Origin of the sequence: Massilia oculi, from assembly GCF_003143515.1 — a bacterium.
GTDB classification, from domain to species: Bacteria; Pseudomonadota; Gammaproteobacteria; order Burkholderiales; family Burkholderiaceae_D; genus Telluria; species Telluria oculi.
On sequence record NZ_CP029343.1, the window covers coordinates 4,439,317 to 4,458,734 of the forward strand.

At 65.2% G+C, this 19,418-nt stretch carries 17 protein-coding genes; 10 read left to right on the top strand and 7 right to left on the bottom strand.

Features of this window, described 5'->3' with window-relative positions; translation table 11 throughout:
• The first annotated feature begins 32 nt into the window (after positions 1 to 32).
• The 3 genes from gntR to DIR46_RS20030 all read left to right on the top strand — a co-directional run bounded on the left by gntR (position 33) and on the right by DIR46_RS20030 (position 3,734).
• Positions 33 to 1,061 (top strand): HTH-type transcriptional regulator GntR, encoded by a 1,029-nt coding sequence (gene gntR / locus DIR46_RS20020; protein WP_109348088.1) that lies wholly within the window; start codon positions 33 to 35, stop codon positions 1,059 to 1,061.
• A 125-nt stretch (positions 1,062 to 1,186) separates the two neighbouring features.
• Positions 1,187 to 1,705, top strand: coding sequence for a gluconokinase (locus tag DIR46_RS20025; RefSeq protein WP_109346812.1), 519 nt, complete (start codon positions 1,187 to 1,189; stop codon positions 1,703 to 1,705).
• A 247-nt stretch (positions 1,706 to 1,952) separates the two neighbouring features.
• The gene (locus DIR46_RS20030) at positions 1,953 to 3,734 is read left to right on the top strand and encodes a glycoside hydrolase family 16 protein (protein ID WP_109346813.1); all 1,782 of its coding nucleotides are present in this window, start codon (positions 1,953 to 1,955) and stop codon (positions 3,732 to 3,734) included.
• A 9-nt stretch (positions 3,735 to 3,743) separates the two neighbouring features.
• Here the strand turns inward: DIR46_RS20030 and DIR46_RS20035 are convergent, their stop codons facing one another.
• Together DIR46_RS20035 and DIR46_RS20040 are read right to left on the bottom strand one after the other, a co-directional pair.
• Entirely contained in the window at positions 3,744 to 6,113 is a 2,370-nt protein-coding gene (locus tag DIR46_RS20035) for a GH36-type glycosyl hydrolase domain-containing protein (RefSeq protein ID WP_229446325.1), read from the bottom strand.
• Positions 6,110 to 7,486, bottom strand: coding sequence for an MFS transporter (locus DIR46_RS20040; protein ID WP_109346815.1), 1,377 nt, complete (start codon positions 7,484 to 7,486; stop codon positions 6,110 to 6,112). The genes DIR46_RS20035 and DIR46_RS20040 overlap by 4 nt, the downstream gene beginning before the upstream one ends.
• Before the next feature lie 175 nt (positions 7,487 to 7,661).
• Here DIR46_RS20040 and DIR46_RS20045 point away from each other — a divergent pair, with 175 nt between their 5' ends.
• Complete coding sequence (locus tag DIR46_RS20045) at positions 7,662 to 8,225, top strand: hypothetical protein (RefSeq protein WP_109346816.1); 564 nt, start codon at positions 7,662 to 7,664, stop codon at positions 8,223 to 8,225.
• Between the two features lie 101 nt (positions 8,226 to 8,326).
• Here the strand turns inward: DIR46_RS20045 and DIR46_RS20050 are convergent, their stop codons facing one another.
• Positions 8,327 to 10,072: a methyl-accepting chemotaxis protein gene (locus DIR46_RS20050; RefSeq protein WP_109346817.1), complete on the bottom strand. Its 1,746-nt coding sequence runs from the start codon at positions 10,070 to 10,072 to the stop codon at positions 8,327 to 8,329.
• Between the two features lie 287 nt (positions 10,073 to 10,359).
• Between DIR46_RS20050 and pyrG the strand changes: the two genes are divergently transcribed.
• The 5 genes from pyrG to DIR46_RS20075 all read left to right on the top strand — a co-directional run bounded on the left by pyrG (position 10,360) and on the right by DIR46_RS20075 (position 15,003).
• On the top strand, positions 10,360 to 12,057 hold the full coding sequence (pyrG, locus tag DIR46_RS20055) for a CTP synthase (protein WP_109348089.1): 1,698 nt from the start codon (positions 10,360 to 10,362) through the stop codon (positions 12,055 to 12,057).
• The gene (gene kdsA, locus DIR46_RS20060; protein ID WP_109346818.1) at positions 12,054 to 12,908 is read left to right on the top strand and encodes a 3-deoxy-8-phosphooctulonate synthase; all 855 of its coding nucleotides are present in this window, start codon (positions 12,054 to 12,056) and stop codon (positions 12,906 to 12,908) included. The genes pyrG and kdsA overlap by 4 nt, the downstream gene beginning before the upstream one ends.
• A 70-nt stretch (positions 12,909 to 12,978) precedes the next feature.
• Positions 12,979 to 14,265, top strand: a complete 1,287-nt coding sequence (eno, locus tag DIR46_RS20065) for a phosphopyruvate hydratase (RefSeq protein WP_109346819.1) — start codon at positions 12,979 to 12,981, stop codon at positions 14,263 to 14,265.
• Positions 14,266 to 14,349: 84 nt separating this feature from the next.
• Positions 14,350 to 14,709, top strand: a complete 360-nt coding sequence (gene ftsB / locus DIR46_RS20070; protein ID WP_109346820.1) for a cell division protein FtsB — start codon at positions 14,350 to 14,352, stop codon at positions 14,707 to 14,709.
• Between the two features lie 9 nt (positions 14,710 to 14,718).
• Positions 14,719 to 15,003, top strand: coding sequence for a helix-turn-helix domain-containing protein (locus DIR46_RS20075; RefSeq protein ID WP_109346821.1), 285 nt, complete (start codon positions 14,719 to 14,721; stop codon positions 15,001 to 15,003).
• Between the two features lie 124 nt (positions 15,004 to 15,127).
• Here DIR46_RS20075 and DIR46_RS20080 read toward each other — a convergent pair whose 3' ends face one another.
• The 3 genes from DIR46_RS20080 to DIR46_RS20090 all read right to left on the bottom strand — a co-directional run bounded on the left by DIR46_RS20080 (position 15,128) and on the right by DIR46_RS20090 (position 17,354).
• On the bottom strand, positions 15,128 to 15,643 hold the full coding sequence (locus DIR46_RS20080) for a Dps family protein (RefSeq protein ID WP_109346822.1): 516 nt from the start codon (positions 15,641 to 15,643) through the stop codon (positions 15,128 to 15,130).
• 214 nt (positions 15,644 to 15,857) lie between these two features.
• A complete protein-coding gene (hslO, locus tag DIR46_RS20085) occupies positions 15,858 to 16,826 on the bottom strand; it encodes an Hsp33 family molecular chaperone HslO (protein WP_109346823.1) in 969 nt (322 codons plus the stop codon).
• 3 nt (positions 16,827 to 16,829) lie between these two features.
• Positions 16,830 to 17,354 (bottom strand): gamma carbonic anhydrase family protein, encoded by a 525-nt coding sequence (locus DIR46_RS20090; RefSeq protein ID WP_109346824.1) that lies wholly within the window; start codon positions 17,352 to 17,354, stop codon positions 16,830 to 16,832.
• 140 nt (positions 17,355 to 17,494) lie between these two features.
• Between DIR46_RS20090 and DIR46_RS20095 the strand changes: the two genes are divergently transcribed.
• Complete coding sequence (locus tag DIR46_RS20095) at positions 17,495 to 18,379, top strand: alpha/beta fold hydrolase (protein ID WP_109346825.1); 885 nt, start codon at positions 17,495 to 17,497, stop codon at positions 18,377 to 18,379.
• A gap of 67 nt (positions 18,380 to 18,446) precedes the next feature.
• Here DIR46_RS20095 and DIR46_RS20100 read toward each other — a convergent pair whose 3' ends face one another.
• Entirely contained in the window at positions 18,447 to 19,286 is an 840-nt protein-coding gene (locus DIR46_RS20100) for an alpha/beta fold hydrolase (RefSeq protein ID WP_109346826.1), read from the bottom strand.
• Positions 19,287 to 19,418 lie beyond the last annotated feature (132 nt).

A 19,418-nucleotide genomic window follows, 5' to 3' on the forward strand; every position in this document is an offset into this window, starting at 1 on the left:
CCAGGAATGAAGAAAGCCACTACAGGATGACCATGGATAAAACGGGCCGCAGCAAGGGCAGGGGAACGGGACGGGCAACGCTCGAGCAGGTGGCGGGCATGGCAGGCGTATCGATCATGACCGCCTCGCGCGCGCTCAGCCAGCCCCAAATGGTCTCCGAGGTCACCCGGGTCAAGGTGGAGCAGGCGGTGGCGGAGCTCGGCTACGTGCCCAACCGCGCGGCGCGCGCGCTGGCCTCGTCGCAGTCGCACGTGATCGTGGTGCTGGTGCCGTCGTTCTCCAACGCCGTGTTCACCGCCGTCCTCGAAGGCATCCATGACGCCGTCGCGCCGGGCCAGTACCAGCTCCTGATCGGCAATACCTATTATTCGCAGGCCGAAGAGGAAAAGCTGCTGCGCACCTATCTGCAATCGAGCCCGGACGGCATCCTGTTCTCGAGCCAGGCCCACAGCCCGGCCGTGGCGAAGATGCTGGAAGCGTCGCAGGTGCCGTCGGTGTCGATGATGGACCTGTCGGACGAACCCGGTGCCCTGTCGGTCGGCTTCTCGCAGTTCGAGGCCGGCATGGAGATGACGCGCCACCTGGTCAAGAAGGGCTACCGCCGCATCGGGTTCATCGGCGCCCAGCTCGACGAGCGCACCCTGCGCCGCGCCGACGGCTACCGCGCCGCGGTGGTCGAGGCGGGCCTGGCCGACCCACGGCTCGAGCTGATGGTGCCGGAACCTTCCACGATCGCGCTCGGCGCCGAATTGATGGGGCAGATGATGGCGAACATGCCCGACTGCGACGCCGTCTTCTGCTGCAACGACGACCTGGCCCATGGCGCCGTCTATCACTGCCAGCGCCACGGCATCCGCATCCCGCAGGAGATCGCCGTCTGCGGCTTCAACGATCTGCCAGCCTCCAGATGGATGATGCCGTCGCTGACCACCATCGACACGCCGCGCTACCAGGTCGGCTTCGAGGCGGCCAGCCTGCTGCTGCAGGTGATCAAGGGCCAGGAGCCCGAACGCAAGCGCATCGACCTGGGATTTGCCCTGCGCGAGCGCGAGAGCGCCTGAGCCTACGCGGCGCAGCAGCGCGTTACGATTTCCGATGCAACGTCATGCCCTGCACATGGCAGCTTTACACTGGCGCGCGATCGCGGCTACAATCGCTTCTTTGATGTTAGCGTTAACATAAAGAAATGACGACACAAGCGCGAGACGATGACAAGGGGACGGCCTGGGTAGTCATGGGCGTGAGCGGCTGCGGCAAGAGCAGCATCGGCGCGAAGCTGGCCGCCGCGCTCGGCGTGCCGTTCATCGAGGGCGACGCCTTTCATTCAGAGGCCAATGTCGCCAAGATGTCGGCCGGTATCCCGCTGACCGACGACGACCGTCGCGACTGGCTCCTGAACCTGCGCGACAAGCTCGCCGCACGCGAGGGCGGGGCGGTACTGTCGTGTTCCTCGCTCAAGCGCGCCTATCGCGACCTGCTGCGCAGCGCGGGCGGCGACGTGCGCTTCGCGCACCTGGCCGGCGAGCGCAGCCTGCTCCTCGAGCGCGTCAGCAATCGCCCTGGCCACTACATGCCGCCGTCGCTGCTCGACAGCCAGCTGAGCACACTCGAACCCCTCCAGCCGGACGAAGCCGGCATTACCCTCGACATCCGCGACAGCCAGGAACAACTGGTCGCGCAAATCCTCGCCAGCGTCCGCTCGTGACCCGGCGCTACCCGGTTCCCCGCCGCATGCCTATGCCGGCGGGGTAATCGTGCGCGCACCATGCGCTTCGGATGGACACGGTCCGAAAAACAGACTATATTTTCCTTTCCTGTTTGGAAAGGTTTCCAATTCCATATTCCACACGAATCCGCACGACATCATTCGAGACCAACGCACAAGTTGGCAAGCCGCGGCACGGCCAGCCGGTACGGCCGCATTTTCTTGTAGTGAGATAAGAGGAGTCGACGTGAACTACCAGAACCAGAAATATGGCTCGAGATGGAAACCTTTCCACGCGCTTGCCGCAGGCATCCTGCTGGCCTGTGGAGCGCAGGCCGGGGCCAGCGTCACCAATCCGGTGATCGGTCAGCTGCTGTGGTCGGAGGAGTTCAATGGCAACAGCGTGAACACCGGTGTGTGGAATCTGCAGGACGGTAACGGCTGCCAGATCGGCCTGTGCGGCTACGGCAACGCCGAGCTGCAGTACTACAGCCCCAATAACGCCAGCATCGTCAACGTGCCCTTCGAATCGGGCACGCGCGCGCTGGCGATCCAGGCGCGTAGCCAGACGATCGGCGGCAATGTCTTCACCTCGGCCCGGCTCGACACCAGGAACAAGGTGCAGGTGCAGTACGGGATGATCGAGGTGCGCATGGCCACGCCGAACCTCGGCACCGGCCTGTGGCCGGCCGCGTGGCTGCTGGGCGTCAGTCCGCAGACCTGGCCGCGCAACGGCGAGATCGACATCATGGAGATGGGCCACAAGGCGTCCGGCCGCGCCGAGGGCGGGGCGCCGTCGTCGAACCACTTCGTCGGCTCGAACGTGATCACCTGGCAGCAGGCCGCCTGCGTGCCCGGCAACGAAAGCTGCGCCGCCTCGACCGCGTGGCAGACCAAGAACTGGTACGTGCCCCAGAACTCGCTCGCGAACCGCTTCGTCACCTACCGCTTCTATTGGGACGAGAGCCAGATGCGCTTCACGACGGTCGACAACGGCGTCGAGCACAATATGTACAACGCGCCGCTGCCGGTCAATTCGTCAGCATTGCAGGCGCCGTTCTACCTGTTGCTGAACATGGCCGTGGGCGGCAACTTCACCGACGCCGCCAACCCGGGCCAGGTCACGGCGCCGCTGCCCGGCACCATGTACGTCGACTACGTGCGCGTCTACCAGATGGACGGCAAGGGACAGGTGAAGCTGGGCGACCAGACCGTGCCGGAAGTCGCCGGCAAGTTCGGCGTGTTCACCGACACCACGGCGGTCAACAACAAGCTGGTGGCGGGGACGAGTTCCGACATCTTCCTGTGGAACGCCGCCTCCACCGGCGCCGGCAACACCGCGCCGTTCGAGGGCAGCAACGTCATCGCCTGGAACTACACGACGCCCGGACAGTGGTTCGGCGGCGGCATCCAGGCGCGCCAGGCGCGCAACCTGAGCAACTACCGCGCCAACGGCACCGTCAAGTTCCGCATCCGGATCCCGGCCAATGTCGGCTTCAGGATCGGCATCGGCGACACCTACACGAACCAGAACTGGGTGAACTTCCCGGCCAACACCACGGCATTTGGATTGACGCGCAACGGCCAGTGGGGCCAGGCGTCGATTCCCGTCTCGACCCTGCTCGGGCCACTAGTCGCGGCGCAGTCGCTCCACGACATCTTCATGATCTCGAGCATCGACGGCGCGCTGCCGTCATCGAGCTTCCAGTTCGCGATCGACGACATCGTGTGGGAGTCGGGCGGCGGCGGCGCCACGCCGCAGCCGGAGCCGAGCGGCCCGACCTCGGTCAGCCAGACCTCGTCGACGATGCTGCAGTTCCGGACCACCACCGGCAGCTGGGCCGACGTGCACTACACCGTCAACAACGGGCCGCAGCAGAACGTGCGGATGCAGCTCAGCGGCGCCAACAACACGTACACGGCGGGCGGGCTGAAGATCGGGGACGTGGTGCGCTACTGGTTCACCTACTGGGACGCGCAGCGCGGGTTTGCGGTGGATACCCAGCAGCAGACGCATACGATGCAGTGACGGCGCCGGTCATGGAACCGTGACCTCCAGGCGGTAGGTGCGGCCCGCGTCGATGTTGTCGATGCGGGCCGCGGGCAGGGGGACGCCATCGCAGGTTACCTCGACCCGGTCGACCGCGCCGCGCTGGATGTCGACCTCGAAGGTCGCACCGCGGAAGCGCCGCGTCACCTTCATGCCGTCCCAGCCGGACGGCAGTTGCGGCGCCACCGTCAGGCCTTTCAGGTCGCCTTTCAGGCCGCACAGGCCCTCGATCAGGCAGCGATAGACCCAGGCCACGGTGCCGGTGTTGAACAGCTGGCTCGACCGGCCGGCGGTGCGCGGATACTCCTTGTAGGCGCCGCGGTAGTAATTGGGGATGAACACCGGCAGCTGGCCGCGCTGCAGGTAGTCGTCCAGGCCGGGGCCGGGGATCATCTTGCGCAGCGCGTCGAAGGCGCGGTCGGCTTCGCCGATCTTGTACAGGCTGTAGATGTAGAACACCGAAGCGTGGTTGTACACGGCGCCGTTCTCGGCCGAGCCGGGATGCTTCTGCGTGACGCGGCCGACGTCCTCGCGCATGCCGCTGTAGGGCGGCGCGAACATCTGCACGCCGTAGGGCGTGCGCAACTGCTCGTCGATCGCCTCCAGCATCAGTGCGCGCTGCCTGGCGCTGGCGGCGCCCGATAGAAAGGCCCAGCTTTGCGGGTTCAGGTAGATGCGGCCCTCGGTATCGCTGGCGACACCGAACTTGACGTTGTCGTCGGTGATGCCGCGTGCGAACCAGGCGCCGTCCCACAGGTGGGCTTCGGCGGCGCCGTTCATCGCCTCGGCGCCGGCGCGGTAGCGCGTCAGCGAAGCGGCGTCGCCGCGCGCCGCGCACACGTCGGCCCACAGGTTCAGCGCATGGGCCGCCGCCACCGTCAGCCAGCCCGAAACGCCGCGGCCCTTGTAGCCGACCATATTCATCGGATCGCACCAGTCTCCCTGCTCGATATAGGACAGGCCGCGCGCATCGCGCCGCTGCAACAGCCAGTCCATCGCCAGCGAGATGCGTTCGAACGCGGTTTTCACTGCGCCGTCGTGGGTGGCGACCGGTACGTCGAGTATGCCGGCGTCGCCCGTCTCGTCGAGATAGGCGCGCAGGCATACCGGCAGCCACACGCAGTGGTCGGTGTGGGGGATCTGGTTGATGTATTTCAGTTCGGCGCCTTCGAACAGCAGGATCCCGTCCGGCATCGCGCCATTGGCTTCCTGCTGGGAGAGCGCATGCAGGAAGGCGGCGCGCGCCGCCGCCGGCTTGACGAAGGCCATGCCCATATTGTCCTGCAGGTAGTTGCGGGTCTGCGGATCGGTGCTCAGGCGGTTGACGTCGCCGTGGTAGTAGACCTGGCGCGCGAGCCAGGTGTTGACGAAGTTGTCGAGTTCACGGTCCGGGGTCGCGATCCGGAGCACGCCTTCGCCCTCGAGGATATAGGCCGCGTAGTCGCGCGCCGCGGCGGCGAAGCCTTCTTCGCTCAGGTATTTCGCGCGCAGGGACGCGATCTCGGCATCGTCGAAGGCGGGGCCGAACAGGAAGCGGCGCGTGGTGGCTTCGCTCGGCGCCAGCGCCAGGCGGTACTGGACCACGGCGGCCGGCGTCTCGTAGCGCGCGTCGCCGCAGCCCAGGCGTTCGCCCGCCAGCGCGGACGGCGCATGCAGGCCGCCTTCGCCTTCGAAGGCGATCTGGCCAACCTCCCAGGCGTCCGGTGCCTGCTCGCACAGCAGCACCGTGCGGTCCTTGAAGAGGCGGTTCTTGAAATAGTCTTCGAGCTTCTGGTAGGGCGTGACGCTGGAAGCGACGATGCCACCCAGGTCGTGGCGGTACTCGGCCGACTGGTTCATCCACGACATGTAGCCGATCGTGAAATAGGGGTAGACGCTGATGCGGCGCGGGCGGTCCCACAGGTTCGTCACTTCCATCGACCACAGCTCGGCGACGTCGTCCACCGGCAGGCCGAGCACGAGTTCGATGCGGATGCCGGATTTCTCGACGGTCCAGCGCAGGTCGTGGCGGCCGACCGAGAATTCGAAGCGGTCGACGCTGGCGCGCACCGGTTCGTAGGGCGCCGAGAACAGCTCGCCCGTGTCTTCGTCCTTGACGTAGAAGAAGCGGCCCGGATGGTGGGCGTAGTAATGCTGCTCCGGCTGCATGAAGGATTTCGCCTGCATGTTCGGCGCGTGCGAATACTTGCTCGGTTCCGGCTGCATGAACTGGGCGGTGGCATAGCCGCGGCAGGTCGACTGGATCATCATCCTGCGGTTCCACAGGAAGCCGCCGGCCTGCGGCATCGCGGTGGGGCTGGTGAGCACGTAGCGGTCGTCTTGCGGGTGCAGCATGGATGGGATCTCCCGTGTTTTCATGGCGCCGCCTTGCGCGCCGCCAGATCGAGCTGGATGCGGGCCAGCAGCTTGCCGTCGAGGTTATAGAAGCACATGACCAGCACCGCCAGCAGGGCGAACGAGGCCGGCACGAAGGACATCAGCCACACGATGCCGGCCTGCGAGCCGGTGGTCTGCGCGGCATTCGGCACGTAGCCCAGGGCCGTGAACACGGCGCCGATCACGCTCACCGCGACCGCGGTGCCGAGCTTCTGCGAGAAGGTGGCGGCGGCGAAAGTCATGGCGGTGGCGCGGCGGCCGGTGGTCCATTCGTTGTAGTCGGCGGTGTCCGCGTACATCGAGAACGCCAGCGGCGACTTGGGGCCGAGCACGAAGCCGGTGGCCGCCTGCAGCACGAACATCAGGTCGATGCGGTCGACGGGGATCAGGAAGAAGGCGGCGGAGAATACGGCGGTCGCGCTCATCAGGACGATCATCAGCAGCTTCTTGTCGACGTAGCGGGTCATCAGCGGCGTGCAGGCCGCGCCGATGGCGGCGAAGATCATATAGGTCGGCACGAAGCTGGCCATCAGCTCGGGGCGTTCGACCACGTACTTGAAGTAATAGGCCGAGGTGGTGGTGCGCAGGGTGATGGTCACCATGATCACCAGGGCCAGCACGAACAGCACGACCCAGGGACGGTTGGCGGCCAGGTCGCGGATGTCGCGCAGCACGTCGCTCTTCTGGCCGGGCGGCGGCGCAATGCGCTCGCGGGTGTTGGCAAACGTGATCAGGAACATCAGTGCGGCGGCGATGCTCCAGGCGACCATGGTCAGCTGCCAGCCGCGCTCGTTGTCGCCGTTGCCGAGCCATCCCACCATGGCCGGCGTGGCCGCCGTGACCAGTGTGCCACCGGCGAAGGCGAAGATGAAGCGCAGGCCATTGATGGTCGAGCGTTCCTGCGGATCGGCCGACATCACGCCGGACAGCGCGTTGTAGGGGATGTTGACGCAGGTATAGAACACCATCATCGCCAGGTAGCTGGCGTAGGCCCAGATCAGTTTGCCGCCGGCGTCGAGGTCGGGCGTGGTGTAGGTGAGTACCGCGGCAGCGCCGAGCGGAATCGACATCCAGACCAGGTAGGGGCGGAACTTGCCGAAGCGGGTGCTCGTACGGTCGGCGGCGGCGCCGATCAGCGGATCGGTGAAGGCATTGACCAGCTTGATCGAGGCGAGCAGGGTGGCGGCTTGCGCCGCCGAGATGCCGAAGGTGTCGGTATAGAAGATCAGCAGGAAGGTCGCGATATTGGCCCAATAAAAATTGAAGCCCATATCGGCCACGCCATAGCTGAGCTTTTCGCGCCAGCCGAGGGGGGCGTTCGCTGCTGCAGGTGTCTCGGGCCCGCGCTTGAACATGCTTGTCTCCAGATCTTGTGATTTGTTATGTGAGCGCTAACATGCTGCCAAGTATGCCGTCAGCCGCACAGCCTGTCAAACAATGAATGGTTCGCCCGCCGCGTCCACTCGACCAGTGGCGCCCGCTTCAAGGCTATAATTTCATTTTTGCAATTTTATGGCAAGAAGGAAGCAAATGACCGCTGCGCGCGTGGCGAGACATGTCGCCCATATCGGTATCACGGTGGCGGCATTCCTCGCGATGAACGCGCTCAACGAGCTGTTTTTCATCGGGATGGAATACAGCCAGGGCATCAACTGGATGTTCCTCCCAGCCGGGATACGGCTGCTGGCCACGCTGCTGTTCGGTTTTTCCGGATTCATCGGGCTGCTGTTGGTGAGCCTCTTTCTGAATCTCTCGCACTTCGCGTTCACCGACAACGTGCGCGCGGTGGGCGGCGCGCTGGCCGCGGCGGGCGGCCCCTACCTGGCTTACCTGTTCGCCAAGCACTGGTATAACCTGGGCCCACGCCTCGAGAACCTGACGCCGCGGCGGCTGCTGTGCACCGGCGTGCTGTGCGGTGTCGCAAGTCCAGCCGCCCATCACGCCCTGACCTGGGTGCAGACAGGCCTCGTCGACTGGACCGCGGTCGCGGCGATGATGAGCGGCGATATCCTGGGCATCCTGGTCGTCCTCTACATCGCGAAAGGATGGATCACGCTGACCGATCCGCGCGATGTCGCCGATTACCACGCCTGAGGGGCGCACGCCCGGCCTTCGTGCCGGGCAGGGCCGTGCATGAAAAAGACAGCCGTGCCCGGTGCGGGGACGGCGGTCTTGTCATGCGCGGGGTGAAGGAATCAGAACTCTTCCCACTCCGACTCATTCACCTTCGCTGGTGCGGCAGGCTTGCCGGCCGCCTTGGCAGCTGCCGGCTTCGAAGCCGGCCTGGCCGCGGGCGCTGGCTTGGCCGCCGCTTGCGCCGCCGGCTTGGCCAGCGCCGGCCGTGCCGGCGGCCGCTTCACCGGCGTCACTGGCGCCGCTGGCGTCACATGGCGCGCATCGAGCTTGAACACATCGACCACCTGCGCCAGGCGCTGCGCCTGATCCTGCAGCGCCGCGGTGGCGGCGGTGGCTTCCTCGACCAGCGCCGCGTTCTGCTGGGTCGCGTTATCCATCTGGCCCATGGCCTGGTTGACCTGGTCGATGCCGGTGATCTGTTCCTGGCTGGCCGACGAGATTTCTCCCATGATGTCGGTCACGCGCTGGATCGAGTCGACCACTTCGCGCATCGTCGCGCCGGTGTGGTCGACCAGCTTGGTGCCGGTGTCGACCTTCTCGACCGAGTCGCCGATCAGCTGCTTGATTTCCTTGGCGGCGGCGGCCGAGCGCTGCGCCAGCGTGCGTACTTCCGAGGCCACGACCGCGAAGCCGCGGCCCTGTTCGCCGGCGCGCGCCGCTTCGACGGCCGCGTTCAGCGCCAGGATATTGGTCTGGAAGGCGATGCCGTCGATGACCGAAATGATGTCGACGATCTTGCGCGACGAATCGTTGATCGAGCCCATGGTGGCGACCACCTGGTCGACCGCCTGGCCGGCCTGGGTGGCGACGCTCGAGGCGGCGATCGCCAGCTGGTTGGCCTGGCGCGCGTTGTCGGCGTTCTGGCGCACGGTGCCGGTCAGTTCTTCCATCGAGGCGGCGGTTTCTTCCAGCGCCGCGGCTTGCTGTTCGGTGCGGCTGGACAGGTCGAAACTGCCGGCCGCGATCTCGCTCGAGGCGCCGCTGATGGTTTGCGTGCCGCTGCGCACCTCGTCGACGATCTTCGACAGCGAGGTATTCATATGGCCCAGGGCGCGCAGCAGGGCGCCGGTTTCGTCGGTGGCCTTGCTGTCGATTTCCACCGTCAGGTCGCCTGACGCCACCTGCTCGGCCGCATGCACCGCCTGGCGCAGCGGACGGGTGATCGAGCGGGTCAGCAGCCAGGCGAACACGCCGCCCAGCAGCAGGGCGCCGGCGGCCAGCGAGCCGATCACGAAGTTGCCGCGGCTGGCGGTGCTGGCGATCAGCTCGGCGCTGGCGGCGACGCGCTTGTGCTGCAGGTCGACCAGTTCCTTGACGCGTTCCTGGTAGGCCTTGGCGGCCGGGGTGAATTGCTGGTTCAGGATCTGTTCCGCCAGCTCGACATTGCCGTCGGCCTTGGCCTTGACCGCGCCATCGCGGGCCTTGCTGTAGGCGGTGCGGTGTTCCATCACCGACTTGAACAGGGCGGTCTCGTCGTCGCCGCTGATCAAGGGTTCGATTCGCTTGACCAGGTCGGCCGACAGCTTGCCGGTGGCGGCCGAGTCTTCCTTGAAGTAGTCGGTCAGCGACGGGTCGCTGCTCTTGACGATGGCGGCGGTGCGGCGCACGGCGGCGAAGATCTGGGTGTACCACTCGGCGATCATGCGCTCCTTCGCCAGCGGTTCTGCCAGAATCGACGACGTCTCCTGGGCAACCTGGTTCAGGCGCCAGACGCCGACGGTGGCGATGATGACAGTCATCAGTAGCGTCAGGGCGAAGCCGGCGGCCAGGCGCGTACCTATGTTAAGTTTGATGAAATTGCCCATGTTTATGTAATTTGAGATAGGGGTTTCCGCTGGATTGGCGGCATTCTTGCGGCGTTTGTGTTTATGACACCAGAACTGTCTGTACAAATGTTGTCGGTAAATTATTGTCTCGTCCGACTGGTTACAATTATTGCCCAACGTAAACGAAAATGCACTCAGAATAGTGGTTTTGTGAACGGTCCACGACAGTGTCTTCCAGGATATTGGCGCCTTGATATCAAGAAGTATTTGCAGCTTTGCGGTATAATTTCAATTTCCCGCGCGTGCCGTTCGGCACCATCAGCACAATGACCAAATTCGTATTCGTCACTGGCGGCGTCGTGTCTTCCCTGGGCAAAGGGATCGCGGCCGCCTCCCTCGCCGCGATCCTCGAGAGCCGTGGCCTCAAAGTCACCATGCTCAAGCTCGATCCGTACATCAACGTCGATCCGGGCACCATGAGTCCAACCCAGCACGGCGAGGTATTCGTCACCGACGACGGCGCCGAGACCGACCTGGACCTCGGCCACTACGAGCGCTTCATCAGCACCCGCATGAAGAAGGTGAACAACTTCACCACCGGCCAGATCTATGAATCGGTGATCCGCAAGGAACGCCGCGGCGAATACCTCGGCAAGACCGTGCAGGTCATTCCGCACATCACCAACGAGATCCAGGACTACATCCGCCGCGGCGCCGAAGGCGTCGACGTCGCGCTGGTCGAGATCGGCGGCACCGTGGGCGACATCGAATCGCTGCCGTTCCTGGAAGCCGCGCGCCAGCTGTCGCTGCGCTCGGGCCGCAAGGGCGCCGCGTTCGTGCACCTGACCCTGGTGCCGTTCATCGCCTCGGCCGGCGAACTCAAGACCAAGCCGACCCAGCACAGCGTGCAGAAGCTGCGCGAGATCGGCATCTCGCCGAACGCGCTGCTGTGCCGCGCCGACCGCCGCATTCCGGACGACGAGCGCGCCAAGATCTCGCTGTTCGCCAACGTCGAAGAGCAGGCCGTGATCTCGGTGTGGGACGTCGACACCATCTACAAGGTGCCGCAGGTGCTGTGCGACCAGGGCCTGGACGACATCATCCTCGAAGCCCTCGGCCTCGAAGCGCCAAAGGCCGACCTGTCGATGTGGACCCGCCTGATTCACACGCTGGAAAATCCGAAGCACGAGATCACCATCGGCATGGTCGGCAAGTACGTCGACCTGATCGAATCGTACAAATCGCTGACCGAGGCGCTGCGCCACGCCGGCATCCACACCGAGAGCCGGGTCAACATCGAGTACCTGGACTCCGAGGAAATCGAGACCCGCGGCTGCGAGCACCTGGCCAAGTACGACGCCATCCTGGTGCCGGGCGGCTTCGGCAAGCGCGGCGTGGAAGGCAAGATCATGGCCGCGCGCTACGCCCGCGAGAACAAGATCCCTTACCTGGGCATCTGCCTGGGCATGCAGGTCGCGCTGATCGAGTACGCCCGCAATATGGCCGGCCTGCCGAACGCGAATTCGACCGAGTTCGACCCGGAAACCGACCAGCCGGTCGTCGCCCTGATCACCGAGTGGCAGAACCACGACGGCAAGGTCGAGAAGCGCGACGTGAGCTCGGACCTGGGCGGCACCATGCGCCTGGGCGCCCAGACCTGCGCCGTCAATCCGGGCACGCTGGCGGCCGAGATCTACGGCAATGTCGTGACCGAGCGCCACCGTCACCGCTACGAAGGCAACAACTTCTACCTGCCGAAAATCGAAGCGGCTGGCCTGACGGTGTCGGCGCGCACTCCAAACGAAGACCTGTGCGAGATCATGGAACTGCCGCGTACGGGTGAAAACGCGCACCCGTGGTACATGGGCGTGCAGTTCCACCCGGAGTTCAAGTCGACGCCGCGCAACGGCCATCCGCTGTTCACCTCGTTCATCCGGGCGGCGCTGGCGCACCAGGCTTCCAACACCAATACCGCGGCAGGCGCAGCCAATGCGGCGCCCGCACTGCAAGGAGATGCAGCATGAAACTCGCTGGATTCGACGTCGGCCTCGAGCACCCGATCTTCCTGATCGCCGGCACCTGCGTGATCGAATCGCGCCAGATGGCGATGGACACCGCAGGCACGCTGAAAGAGATCACCTCGGCGCTGGGCATCCCGTTCATCTATAAATCGTCGTTCGACAAGGCCAACCGCTCGTCGGGCAAGTCGTTCCGCGGCCCTGGCCGCGAGAAGGGCCTGGAGATCCTGGCCGACGTGCGCCGCGAAATCGGCGTGCCGGTCCTGACCGACGTGCACGACGAAGAGATGATCCCCGAAGTGGCGAGCGTCGTCGACGTGCTGCAGACCCCGGCCTTCCTGTGCCGCCAGACCGACTTCATCAACGCCTGCGCGCGTTCGGGCAAGCCGGTCAACATCAAGAAGGGCCAGTTCCTGGCGCCTGGCGACATGAAGAACGTGATCGACAAGGCCCGCGCCGCCGCGCGCGAAGCCGGCCTGAACGAGGACAATTTCATGGCCTGCGAACGCGGCGCCTCGTTCGGCTACAACAACCTGGTGTCGGACATGCGCGGCCTGGCCATCATGCGCGAATCGAACTGCCCGGTGGTGTTCGACGCGACCCACTCGGTGCAACTGCCGGGCGGCCAGGGCACTTCGTCCGGCGGACAGCGCGAGCACGTCCCGGTCCTGTCGCGCGCCGCCGTGGCGGCGGGCATCGCCGGACTGTTCATGGAGACGCACCCCGATCCGGCCAATGCGATGTCGGACGGTCCGAACGCCGTGCCGCTGGGCCACATGAAGGAACTCCTGACCACGCTCGTCGAGATCGACCGCATCGTCAAGAAGACCGGTTTCATGGAAACCAAGTTCAAGTAAAAAGCATCCTGGAGGCGTCCTGCGGCTGGATGCCCCCACCCGATTTCCCCACCCCTGGAGACTGAGAAACATGAGTGCTATCGTTGATATTATCGGCCGCGAAGTCATTGATTCGCGTGGTAACCCGACCGTCGAATGCGACGTGCTGCTGGAATCGGGCGTGATGGGCCGCGCCGCGGTGCCGTCGGGCGCCTCGACCGGTTCGCGCGAAGCGATCGAACTGCGCGACGGCGATCCGAAGCGCTACTTCGGCAAGGGCGTGCTGCAGGCCTGCGAGAATATCAACACCGAGATCTCCGAAGCGATCATGGGCCTGGACGCCAATGAGCAAGCCTTCCTGGACCGCACCCTGATCGATCTCGACGGCACCGAAAACAAGAGCCGCCTGGGCGCCAACGCCATGCTGGCGGTGTCGATGGCTGTTGCAAAAGCCGCGGCCGAAGAAGCCGGCCTGCCGCTGTACCGCTACTTCGGCGGTTCGGGCGCGATGCAGATGCCGGTGCCGATGATGAACGTCATCAACGGCGGCGCGCACGCCGACAACAACCTGGACATCCAGGAATTCATGATCATCCCGGTGGGCGCGCCTTCGTTCAAGGAAGCCATCCGCTACGGCGCCGAGGTGTTCCACACCCTGAAAAAGATCCTGCACTCGAAGGGCCTGAACACCGCCGTCGGCGACGAGGGCGGCTTCGCCCCATCGGTCGCGAACCATGAAGAAGCCATCAAGCTGATCATGCAGGCGATCGAGCAGGCCGGCTACGTGGCGGGCCAGGACATCGCCCTGGGCCTGGACTGCGCGGCCAGCGAATTCTTCAAGGACGGCAAGTACGTACTGGAAGGCGAAGGCGGCCTGTCCCTGTCGGCAGCCGATTTCACGAACATGCTGGCCACCTGGTGCGACAAGTACCCGATCATCTCGATCGAGGACGCGATGGCCGAAGGTGACTGGGAAGGCTGGGCAACGCTGACCGCCGCGCTGGGCAAGAAGGTGCAGCTGGTGGGCGACGACCTGTTCGTCACCAACACCAAGATCCTGAAAGAGGGCATCCAGAAGGGCGTCGCCAACTCGATCCTCATCAAGATCAACCAGATCGGCACCCTGACCGAGACCTTCGCCGCCATCGAGATGGCCAAGCGCGCCGGCTACACCGCCGTGATCTCGCACCGTTCGGGCGAAACCGAAGACTCGACCATCGCCGACATCGCGGTCGGCACCAACGCCCTGCAGATCAAGACCGGCTCGCTGTCGCGTTCGGACCGCATGGCCAAGTACAACCAGCTGCTGCGCATCGAGGAAGACCTGGGCGACATCGCCAGCTATCCTGGCCGCGACGCGTTCTACAACCTGAAGTAATCCATCAGGCCGGTGGACCGGCGATGGTGGGCGTAGCCACCCATCGCCGGTCCACCGGCCGTTTTCATTCCTCTCTTTGCCGCCATGCGCCTGATCACGATCGCCCTTGCCGTCCTGCTCGTGCTGATCCAGTACCCACTCTGGCTCGGTAAAGGGGGCTGGCTGTCCGTGGCCGACATGCAGGGCCAGGTCGAGGCCACGCGGCTCAAGACCGAACAGCTCACCGCGCGCAACGCCAAGCTGGCCTCGGAGGTCATCGACCTGAGGGACGGCCTGGGGGCGGTCGAAGAGCGCGCGCGCTACGACCTGGGCATGATCAAGCAGGGCGAGATCTTCGTGCAGGTGCTGCGCAAGAACGAGCAGCCGGTCGAGTCGATGACCGTACCACCTCCGCCGCCACCGTCGAAGAACGGCGCCAAGCCAGAAGCGACCCCGACCCACTGATCCATCCTCATGAGTAAACAGAATTCCCCGATCGACCCCGCCAGCCTCGATTCGCTCGATGCGATTGCGGACTGCCTGGCCGATGCTTTCGAAGACGGCGATGGCGCCATCGTTGGCGCCGCGCTGAAGGCGGTATCGCAGGCGCCGGGACTGGGCGCGCTGGCCGCCGCGGTCGGCGTGCCGCGCGAGCAGCTGGGCGCTGCGTTGGCGTCAGGCGAGTTCGACCTCGATCTCACGCTCGAGATCATGAAGGTGGTCGATTTGCACATGAGCGGTGGGCGTAGCGGCGATTGAGCCGCGGCAGCGGTGTCGCCACCGCCCTTGAACAGCGTCGTTCCCGCCTTCGCGGGAACGACGTGCTGGCGCTGACGATTCCAGCGCCGATCATGCGGCCCATCGGGACCGCAACCTCACATCATCAGTTCTTCGAATCCGACGACGCTTCACCCTGGGTATGGCCCGCGCCCTGTTCCAGGAAGGCGCGCAGCATCCACGCATTCTTTTCATGGATTTCCATGCGGGTCGCCAGCATGCCGGCGGTCGGCTGGTCGTCGGCGGCGTCGGCAATGCGGAAGGCTGCACGGGCGGTGCGCGCCACCGCTTCCTGGCCTGCGACCAGCTGGCGGATCATTTCTTGCGCGCCCGGCACATTCGCTTCTTCCTTGATGGTCGACAGCTCGGCGTAGCGCTGGTAGGTGCCCGGTGCGAAGTGGCCCAGGGCGCGGATGCGCTCGGCGATGTCGTCCAGCGCGTTCCACAGCTCGGTGTACTGTTCCTGGAACATCACGTGCAGGGTCTGGAACATCGGGCCGGTCACGTTCCAGTGGAAGTTGTGGGTCTTCAGGTACAGCATGTAGCTGTCAGCCAGGACGTGCGACAGCGAGTCGACGATTTTTGCGCGGTCTTCGGTGCTGATGCCAATATCGATATTCATGTGCTTCCTCCGTCAGTCAGTAATGGGTACGTGGTGCTGATGTTCGAAAATACAACAGTGTCATAACAGCATCAGCTTATCATCTTGGACGAAACCCTGTAGTCCGCTGACCCGATTGGAGAGGCGCGGCTGCGGCCGCGCCAGCAAACGGCGAGGACGCCGCGGCGCCCTGGTGGAAGCCGGGCGCCGGCACACGGCCGGCGCAAGCAATGGCTTAGTGCGTGCTGCCGCTCGGCGGCATCATGGTCTGCACCGGGCTGTCGCTGGCGAACAGCTGCGCGCAGTCGACCTTGTCGAAGGCGTAGTGCTTGCCGCAGAAATCGCAGTTGATGCCCAGTTCGCCCAGCTCGGCCAGCGCCGATGCGACTTCTTCCTGGCCCAGCATCTTGAGCATATTGCCGACCTTCTCGCGGTTGCAGCTGCAGTGGAACTGCGGATGCACCGGGTCGAACACGCGGATGGTCTCTTCCCAGAACAGGCGGTGCAGCAGGGTCGAGATGTCGGTCGACAGCAGCTCTTCGCGCTTGACCGTCTGGCCCAGCATGGCGGCGCGGTTCCAGGTTTCCAGGTCTTCGGCCTCGGTGGCCTGCTTGGTCTGGTCTTCCTTGCCGCTGTGGCGCGGCAGCTTTTGCAGCAGCAGGCCGCGCGCGACCTGGTCGTCGGCCGCCAGCCACAGGCGCGTGTCCATCTGCTCCGAACGCAGCATGTAGTTCTCGATCACGGTCGCCACGTCGTCGCCGTCGAGCGGCACCACGCCCTGGTAGGGCTGTTGGCCCGGGACCTTGTCGGCCGGGTCGAGCGTGATCACGAAACGGCCCTTGCCGTTCACATTGAACAGCTGGTTCAAGGTGGCGTCGTCAGCGATCTCGACGTCGGGCGCCAGTTTCGCCGTGGCGCGCATGCGCAGGTCGGCGTCGCATTCGACCACCAGCAGGCGTACCGGGCCGTCGCCGTGGATCTGCATCACGAGCGCGCCGTTGAACTTGAGGTTGGCCGACAGCAGGGCGCCGGCCGCCACCATCTCGCCCAGCACCGCACGCACCGCCTTCGGGTAAGCGTGACGGGCCTGGATCTCGCGCCAGGTGTCCGAAATCTCGACCAGCTCGCCGCGCACGGCAGCATTGTCGAAGATGAATTTTTGCAGGGTGTCCCTGTTGGTGGTGCCAGTATCCGTAGTCGTCATTCTTTATCCGATTTTCTTGAGCTGCGTCTTGTACAACTGGCCGCGCGCGACATAGCCCGCAGCCGTGCCTTCCAGGCGCAGCAGGTCTTCTTGTGTCAGTGTCCGCACCACCTTCGCGGGCGAACCCAGGATCAGCGAGTGGTCGGGAAATTCCTTGCCTTCCGTGACCAGGGCGCCCGCGCCGACCAGGCAACCCTTGCCGATCCGCGCGCCGTTGAGCACCACCGCCTGGATCCCGATCAGCGTACCGTCGCCCACCGTGCAGCCGTGCAGCATGGCTTGATGGCCGATCGTCACGTTCTTGCCGATGTCGAGCGGGTAGCCCGGATCGGTATGCATCACGGTGCCTTCCTGAACATTGCTGTTCTCGCCAATCGTGATGGGCTCGTTGTCGCCGCGCAGCGTCGCGCCGAACCACACGGAGGCGTTGGCCTCGAGCGTGACCTTGCCCACCAGGGTGGCCGTATCGGCAACATAAGCCGACGGATCGATCTCGGGCGCATGCTCGCCCAGCTGGTAAATCGCCATGGATGTGCTCGCGGAGGTGGAAATGGCGCTATTTTACCGCCCCCGTCCTGTCCCGAAGTGCGGCAGATGGGGCCGCAGTGCGCGAATTCAACCGCCGGCCCGTATAATCATCCGAACGACCGTACTAATTTGAGAGAACCATGAAAGCTTCACGCTCCGAATTCCTCACCGTGCGCGGCCTGCGCATGCACGTGCGCCACTGGGGCTCGCCCGGCGCGCCCAAGCTGTTCATGCTGCACGGCTGGATGGACGTGTCGGCCTCGTTCCAGTTCATGGTCGACTGCCTGCAGGGGAACTGGCACGTGATCGCGCCCGACTGGCGCGGCTTCGGCCAAAGCCAGCGTTCGGGCTTCGACACCTACTGGTTCCCCGACTACGTGGCCGACCTCGATATGCTGCTCGACCACTATGCCCCGGGCGAGGCGGTGAACCTGCTCGGCCACAGCATGGGGGGCAATATCGCCGGCATCTACGCCGGCGTGCGGCCGCAGCGCATCGCCAGATTGATCAACCTGGAGGGCTTCGGCCTGCCGACCACGCACCCGACACAGTATCCGGGGCGCGTGGCCAAGTGGCTCGACGAGTTGCGCGCGCCGCCCGAGATGCGCGGCTATGCCAGCCTTGACGAAGTGGCGGCGCGCCTGCGCAAGACCAATCCGCGCCTGGCCCCGGAGCGCGCCGCCTTCCTGGCCGCCCACTGGGCGGAACAGGACCGCGACGGCCTGTGGAAGATCCTGGGCGACCCGGCGCATAAAATGAGTTCGCCATTGTTGTACCACGTCGACGAAATCATGGCTTGCTGGAGCGCGATCACGGCGCCGGTGCTGTGGGTCGAGGCCGAGGACACCGATATGTGGCGCTGGATGGGCGCCAAGGAACAGGCGCGCGCCGAGGTCGACCGGCGGATGGCCTACCTGAAGGATGTGACGCCGCGCATGGTGCCGCAGGCCGGCCATATGCTGCATCACGACCAGCCGGAGTTGCTGGCGAGCATGGCCGAGGAATTCCTCGGGGATTGTCCGTAGCATGTGACGCCAGCCGCGGCACATCGGCAGACCGTGCCCCCCCGGCCGTTGCAGGACGCGCCGAACGTCAGCTGCGCAGGAAAGCCAGCAGCTCCTCGTTGAGCCGGTCCTTGTGGGTCGATGGCAGGCCGTGGCCGGCGCCTTCGTAGACGGAGATGCGCCCCTGAGGCAGCATCTCCACGGCGCGGCGCGCGGTGGTGGCGATCGGCACGATCTGATCGTCGTCGCCGTGGATCACGAGGGTGGGGATCGTCATCCTGGCGAGATCGGCGCTGAAGTCGGTCTCCGAAAACTGCTTGATGCAGGCATGGGCGCTCTTGATGCTGCATTGGAGGCCCTGGATGAGGAAGGACTGGCGCATGCCTTCCGAGACCGCGGCGCCGGGACGGTTGAAGCCGAAGAACGGGATGGTGAGGTCGAGGAAGAACTGGGCGCGGTCCTTGCGCACGCCCTCGCGAATGCCGTCGAACACCGACATCGGCACGCCGTCCGGATTCGCGGGCGACACGACCATCTGCGGCGTCACGGCCCCGACCAGCACCGCCCTGGCCACGCGCTGCGTACCGTGCCGCCCGATGTAGCGCGCCACCTCGCCGCCGCCGGTCGAGTGGCCGACCAGCGTGGCGCCGGTGATGTCGAGCGTATCGAGCAGCGTCGCCAGGTCGTCCGCATAGGTGTCCATGTCGTTGCCGTGCCAGGCCTTGGTCGAGCGGCCGTGGCCGCGGCGGTCGTGGGCGATCACGCGGTAACCGTGCTCGGCCAGGAACAGCATCTGGTCTTCCCAGGCGCTTGCCGACAGCGGCCAGCCATGGCTGAATACCACCGGCGTGCCGTGCCCCCAATCGGTGAAGTGGATGATGGTGCCGTCGCGGGCGGTGACGGTGTCGATGGTGCGAGCCTTGCTCATGGTGATGTCCTTTCGGTGGCGTCGTGCCGCGGGAGTGCGGCTGTGTCGGGATCGTGGGTGCGCCGGCCAATGCCGGCCGCCGCATTATCGGGCGCATTGCCGCGCTTTTCCCGATGCAAAAGTGCTGCTGCG

Excerpts from the sequence above, each read along its gene's own strand:
- gntR (WP_109348088.1), top strand. The coding sequence starts at position 33 with ATGGATAAAACGGGCCGCAGCAAGGGCAGGGGAACGGGACGGGCAACG.
- DIR46_RS20025 (WP_109346812.1), top strand. The coding sequence starts at position 1,187 with ATGACGACACAAGCGCGAGACGATGACAAGGGGACGGCCTGGGTAGTC.
- DIR46_RS20035 (WP_229446325.1), bottom strand. The coding sequence starts at position 6,113 with ATGAAAACACGGGAGATCCCATCCATGCTGCACCCGCAAGACGACCGC.
- DIR46_RS20040 (WP_109346815.1), bottom strand. The coding sequence starts at position 7,486 with ATGTTCAAGCGCGGGCCCGAGACACCTGCAGCAGCGAACGCCCCCCTC.
- DIR46_RS20045 (WP_109346816.1), top strand. The coding sequence starts at position 7,662 with ATGACCGCTGCGCGCGTGGCGAGACATGTCGCCCATATCGGTATCACG.
- DIR46_RS20050 (WP_109346817.1), bottom strand. The coding sequence starts at position 10,072 with ATGGGCAATTTCATCAAACTTAACATAGGTACGCGCCTGGCCGCCGGC.
- pyrG (WP_109348089.1), top strand. The coding sequence starts at position 10,360 with ATGACCAAATTCGTATTCGTCACTGGCGGCGTCGTGTCTTCCCTGGGC.
- kdsA (WP_109346818.1), top strand. The coding sequence starts at position 12,054 with ATGAAACTCGCTGGATTCGACGTCGGCCTCGAGCACCCGATCTTCCTG.
- eno (WP_109346819.1), top strand. The coding sequence starts at position 12,979 with ATGAGTGCTATCGTTGATATTATCGGCCGCGAAGTCATTGATTCGCGT.
- ftsB (WP_109346820.1), top strand. The coding sequence starts at position 14,350 with ATGCGCCTGATCACGATCGCCCTTGCCGTCCTGCTCGTGCTGATCCAG.
- DIR46_RS20075 (WP_109346821.1), top strand. The coding sequence starts at position 14,719 with ATGAGTAAACAGAATTCCCCGATCGACCCCGCCAGCCTCGATTCGCTC.
- DIR46_RS20080 (WP_109346822.1), bottom strand. The coding sequence starts at position 15,643 with ATGAATATCGATATTGGCATCAGCACCGAAGACCGCGCAAAAATCGTC.
- hslO (WP_109346823.1), bottom strand. The coding sequence starts at position 16,826 with ATGACGACTACGGATACTGGCACCACCAACAGGGACACCCTGCAAAAA.
- DIR46_RS20090 (WP_109346824.1), bottom strand. The coding sequence starts at position 17,354 with ATGGCGATTTACCAGCTGGGCGAGCATGCGCCCGAGATCGATCCGTCG.
- DIR46_RS20095 (WP_109346825.1), top strand. The coding sequence starts at position 17,495 with ATGAAAGCTTCACGCTCCGAATTCCTCACCGTGCGCGGCCTGCGCATG.
- DIR46_RS20100 (WP_109346826.1), bottom strand. The coding sequence starts at position 19,286 with ATGAGCAAGGCTCGCACCATCGACACCGTCACCGCCCGCGACGGCACC.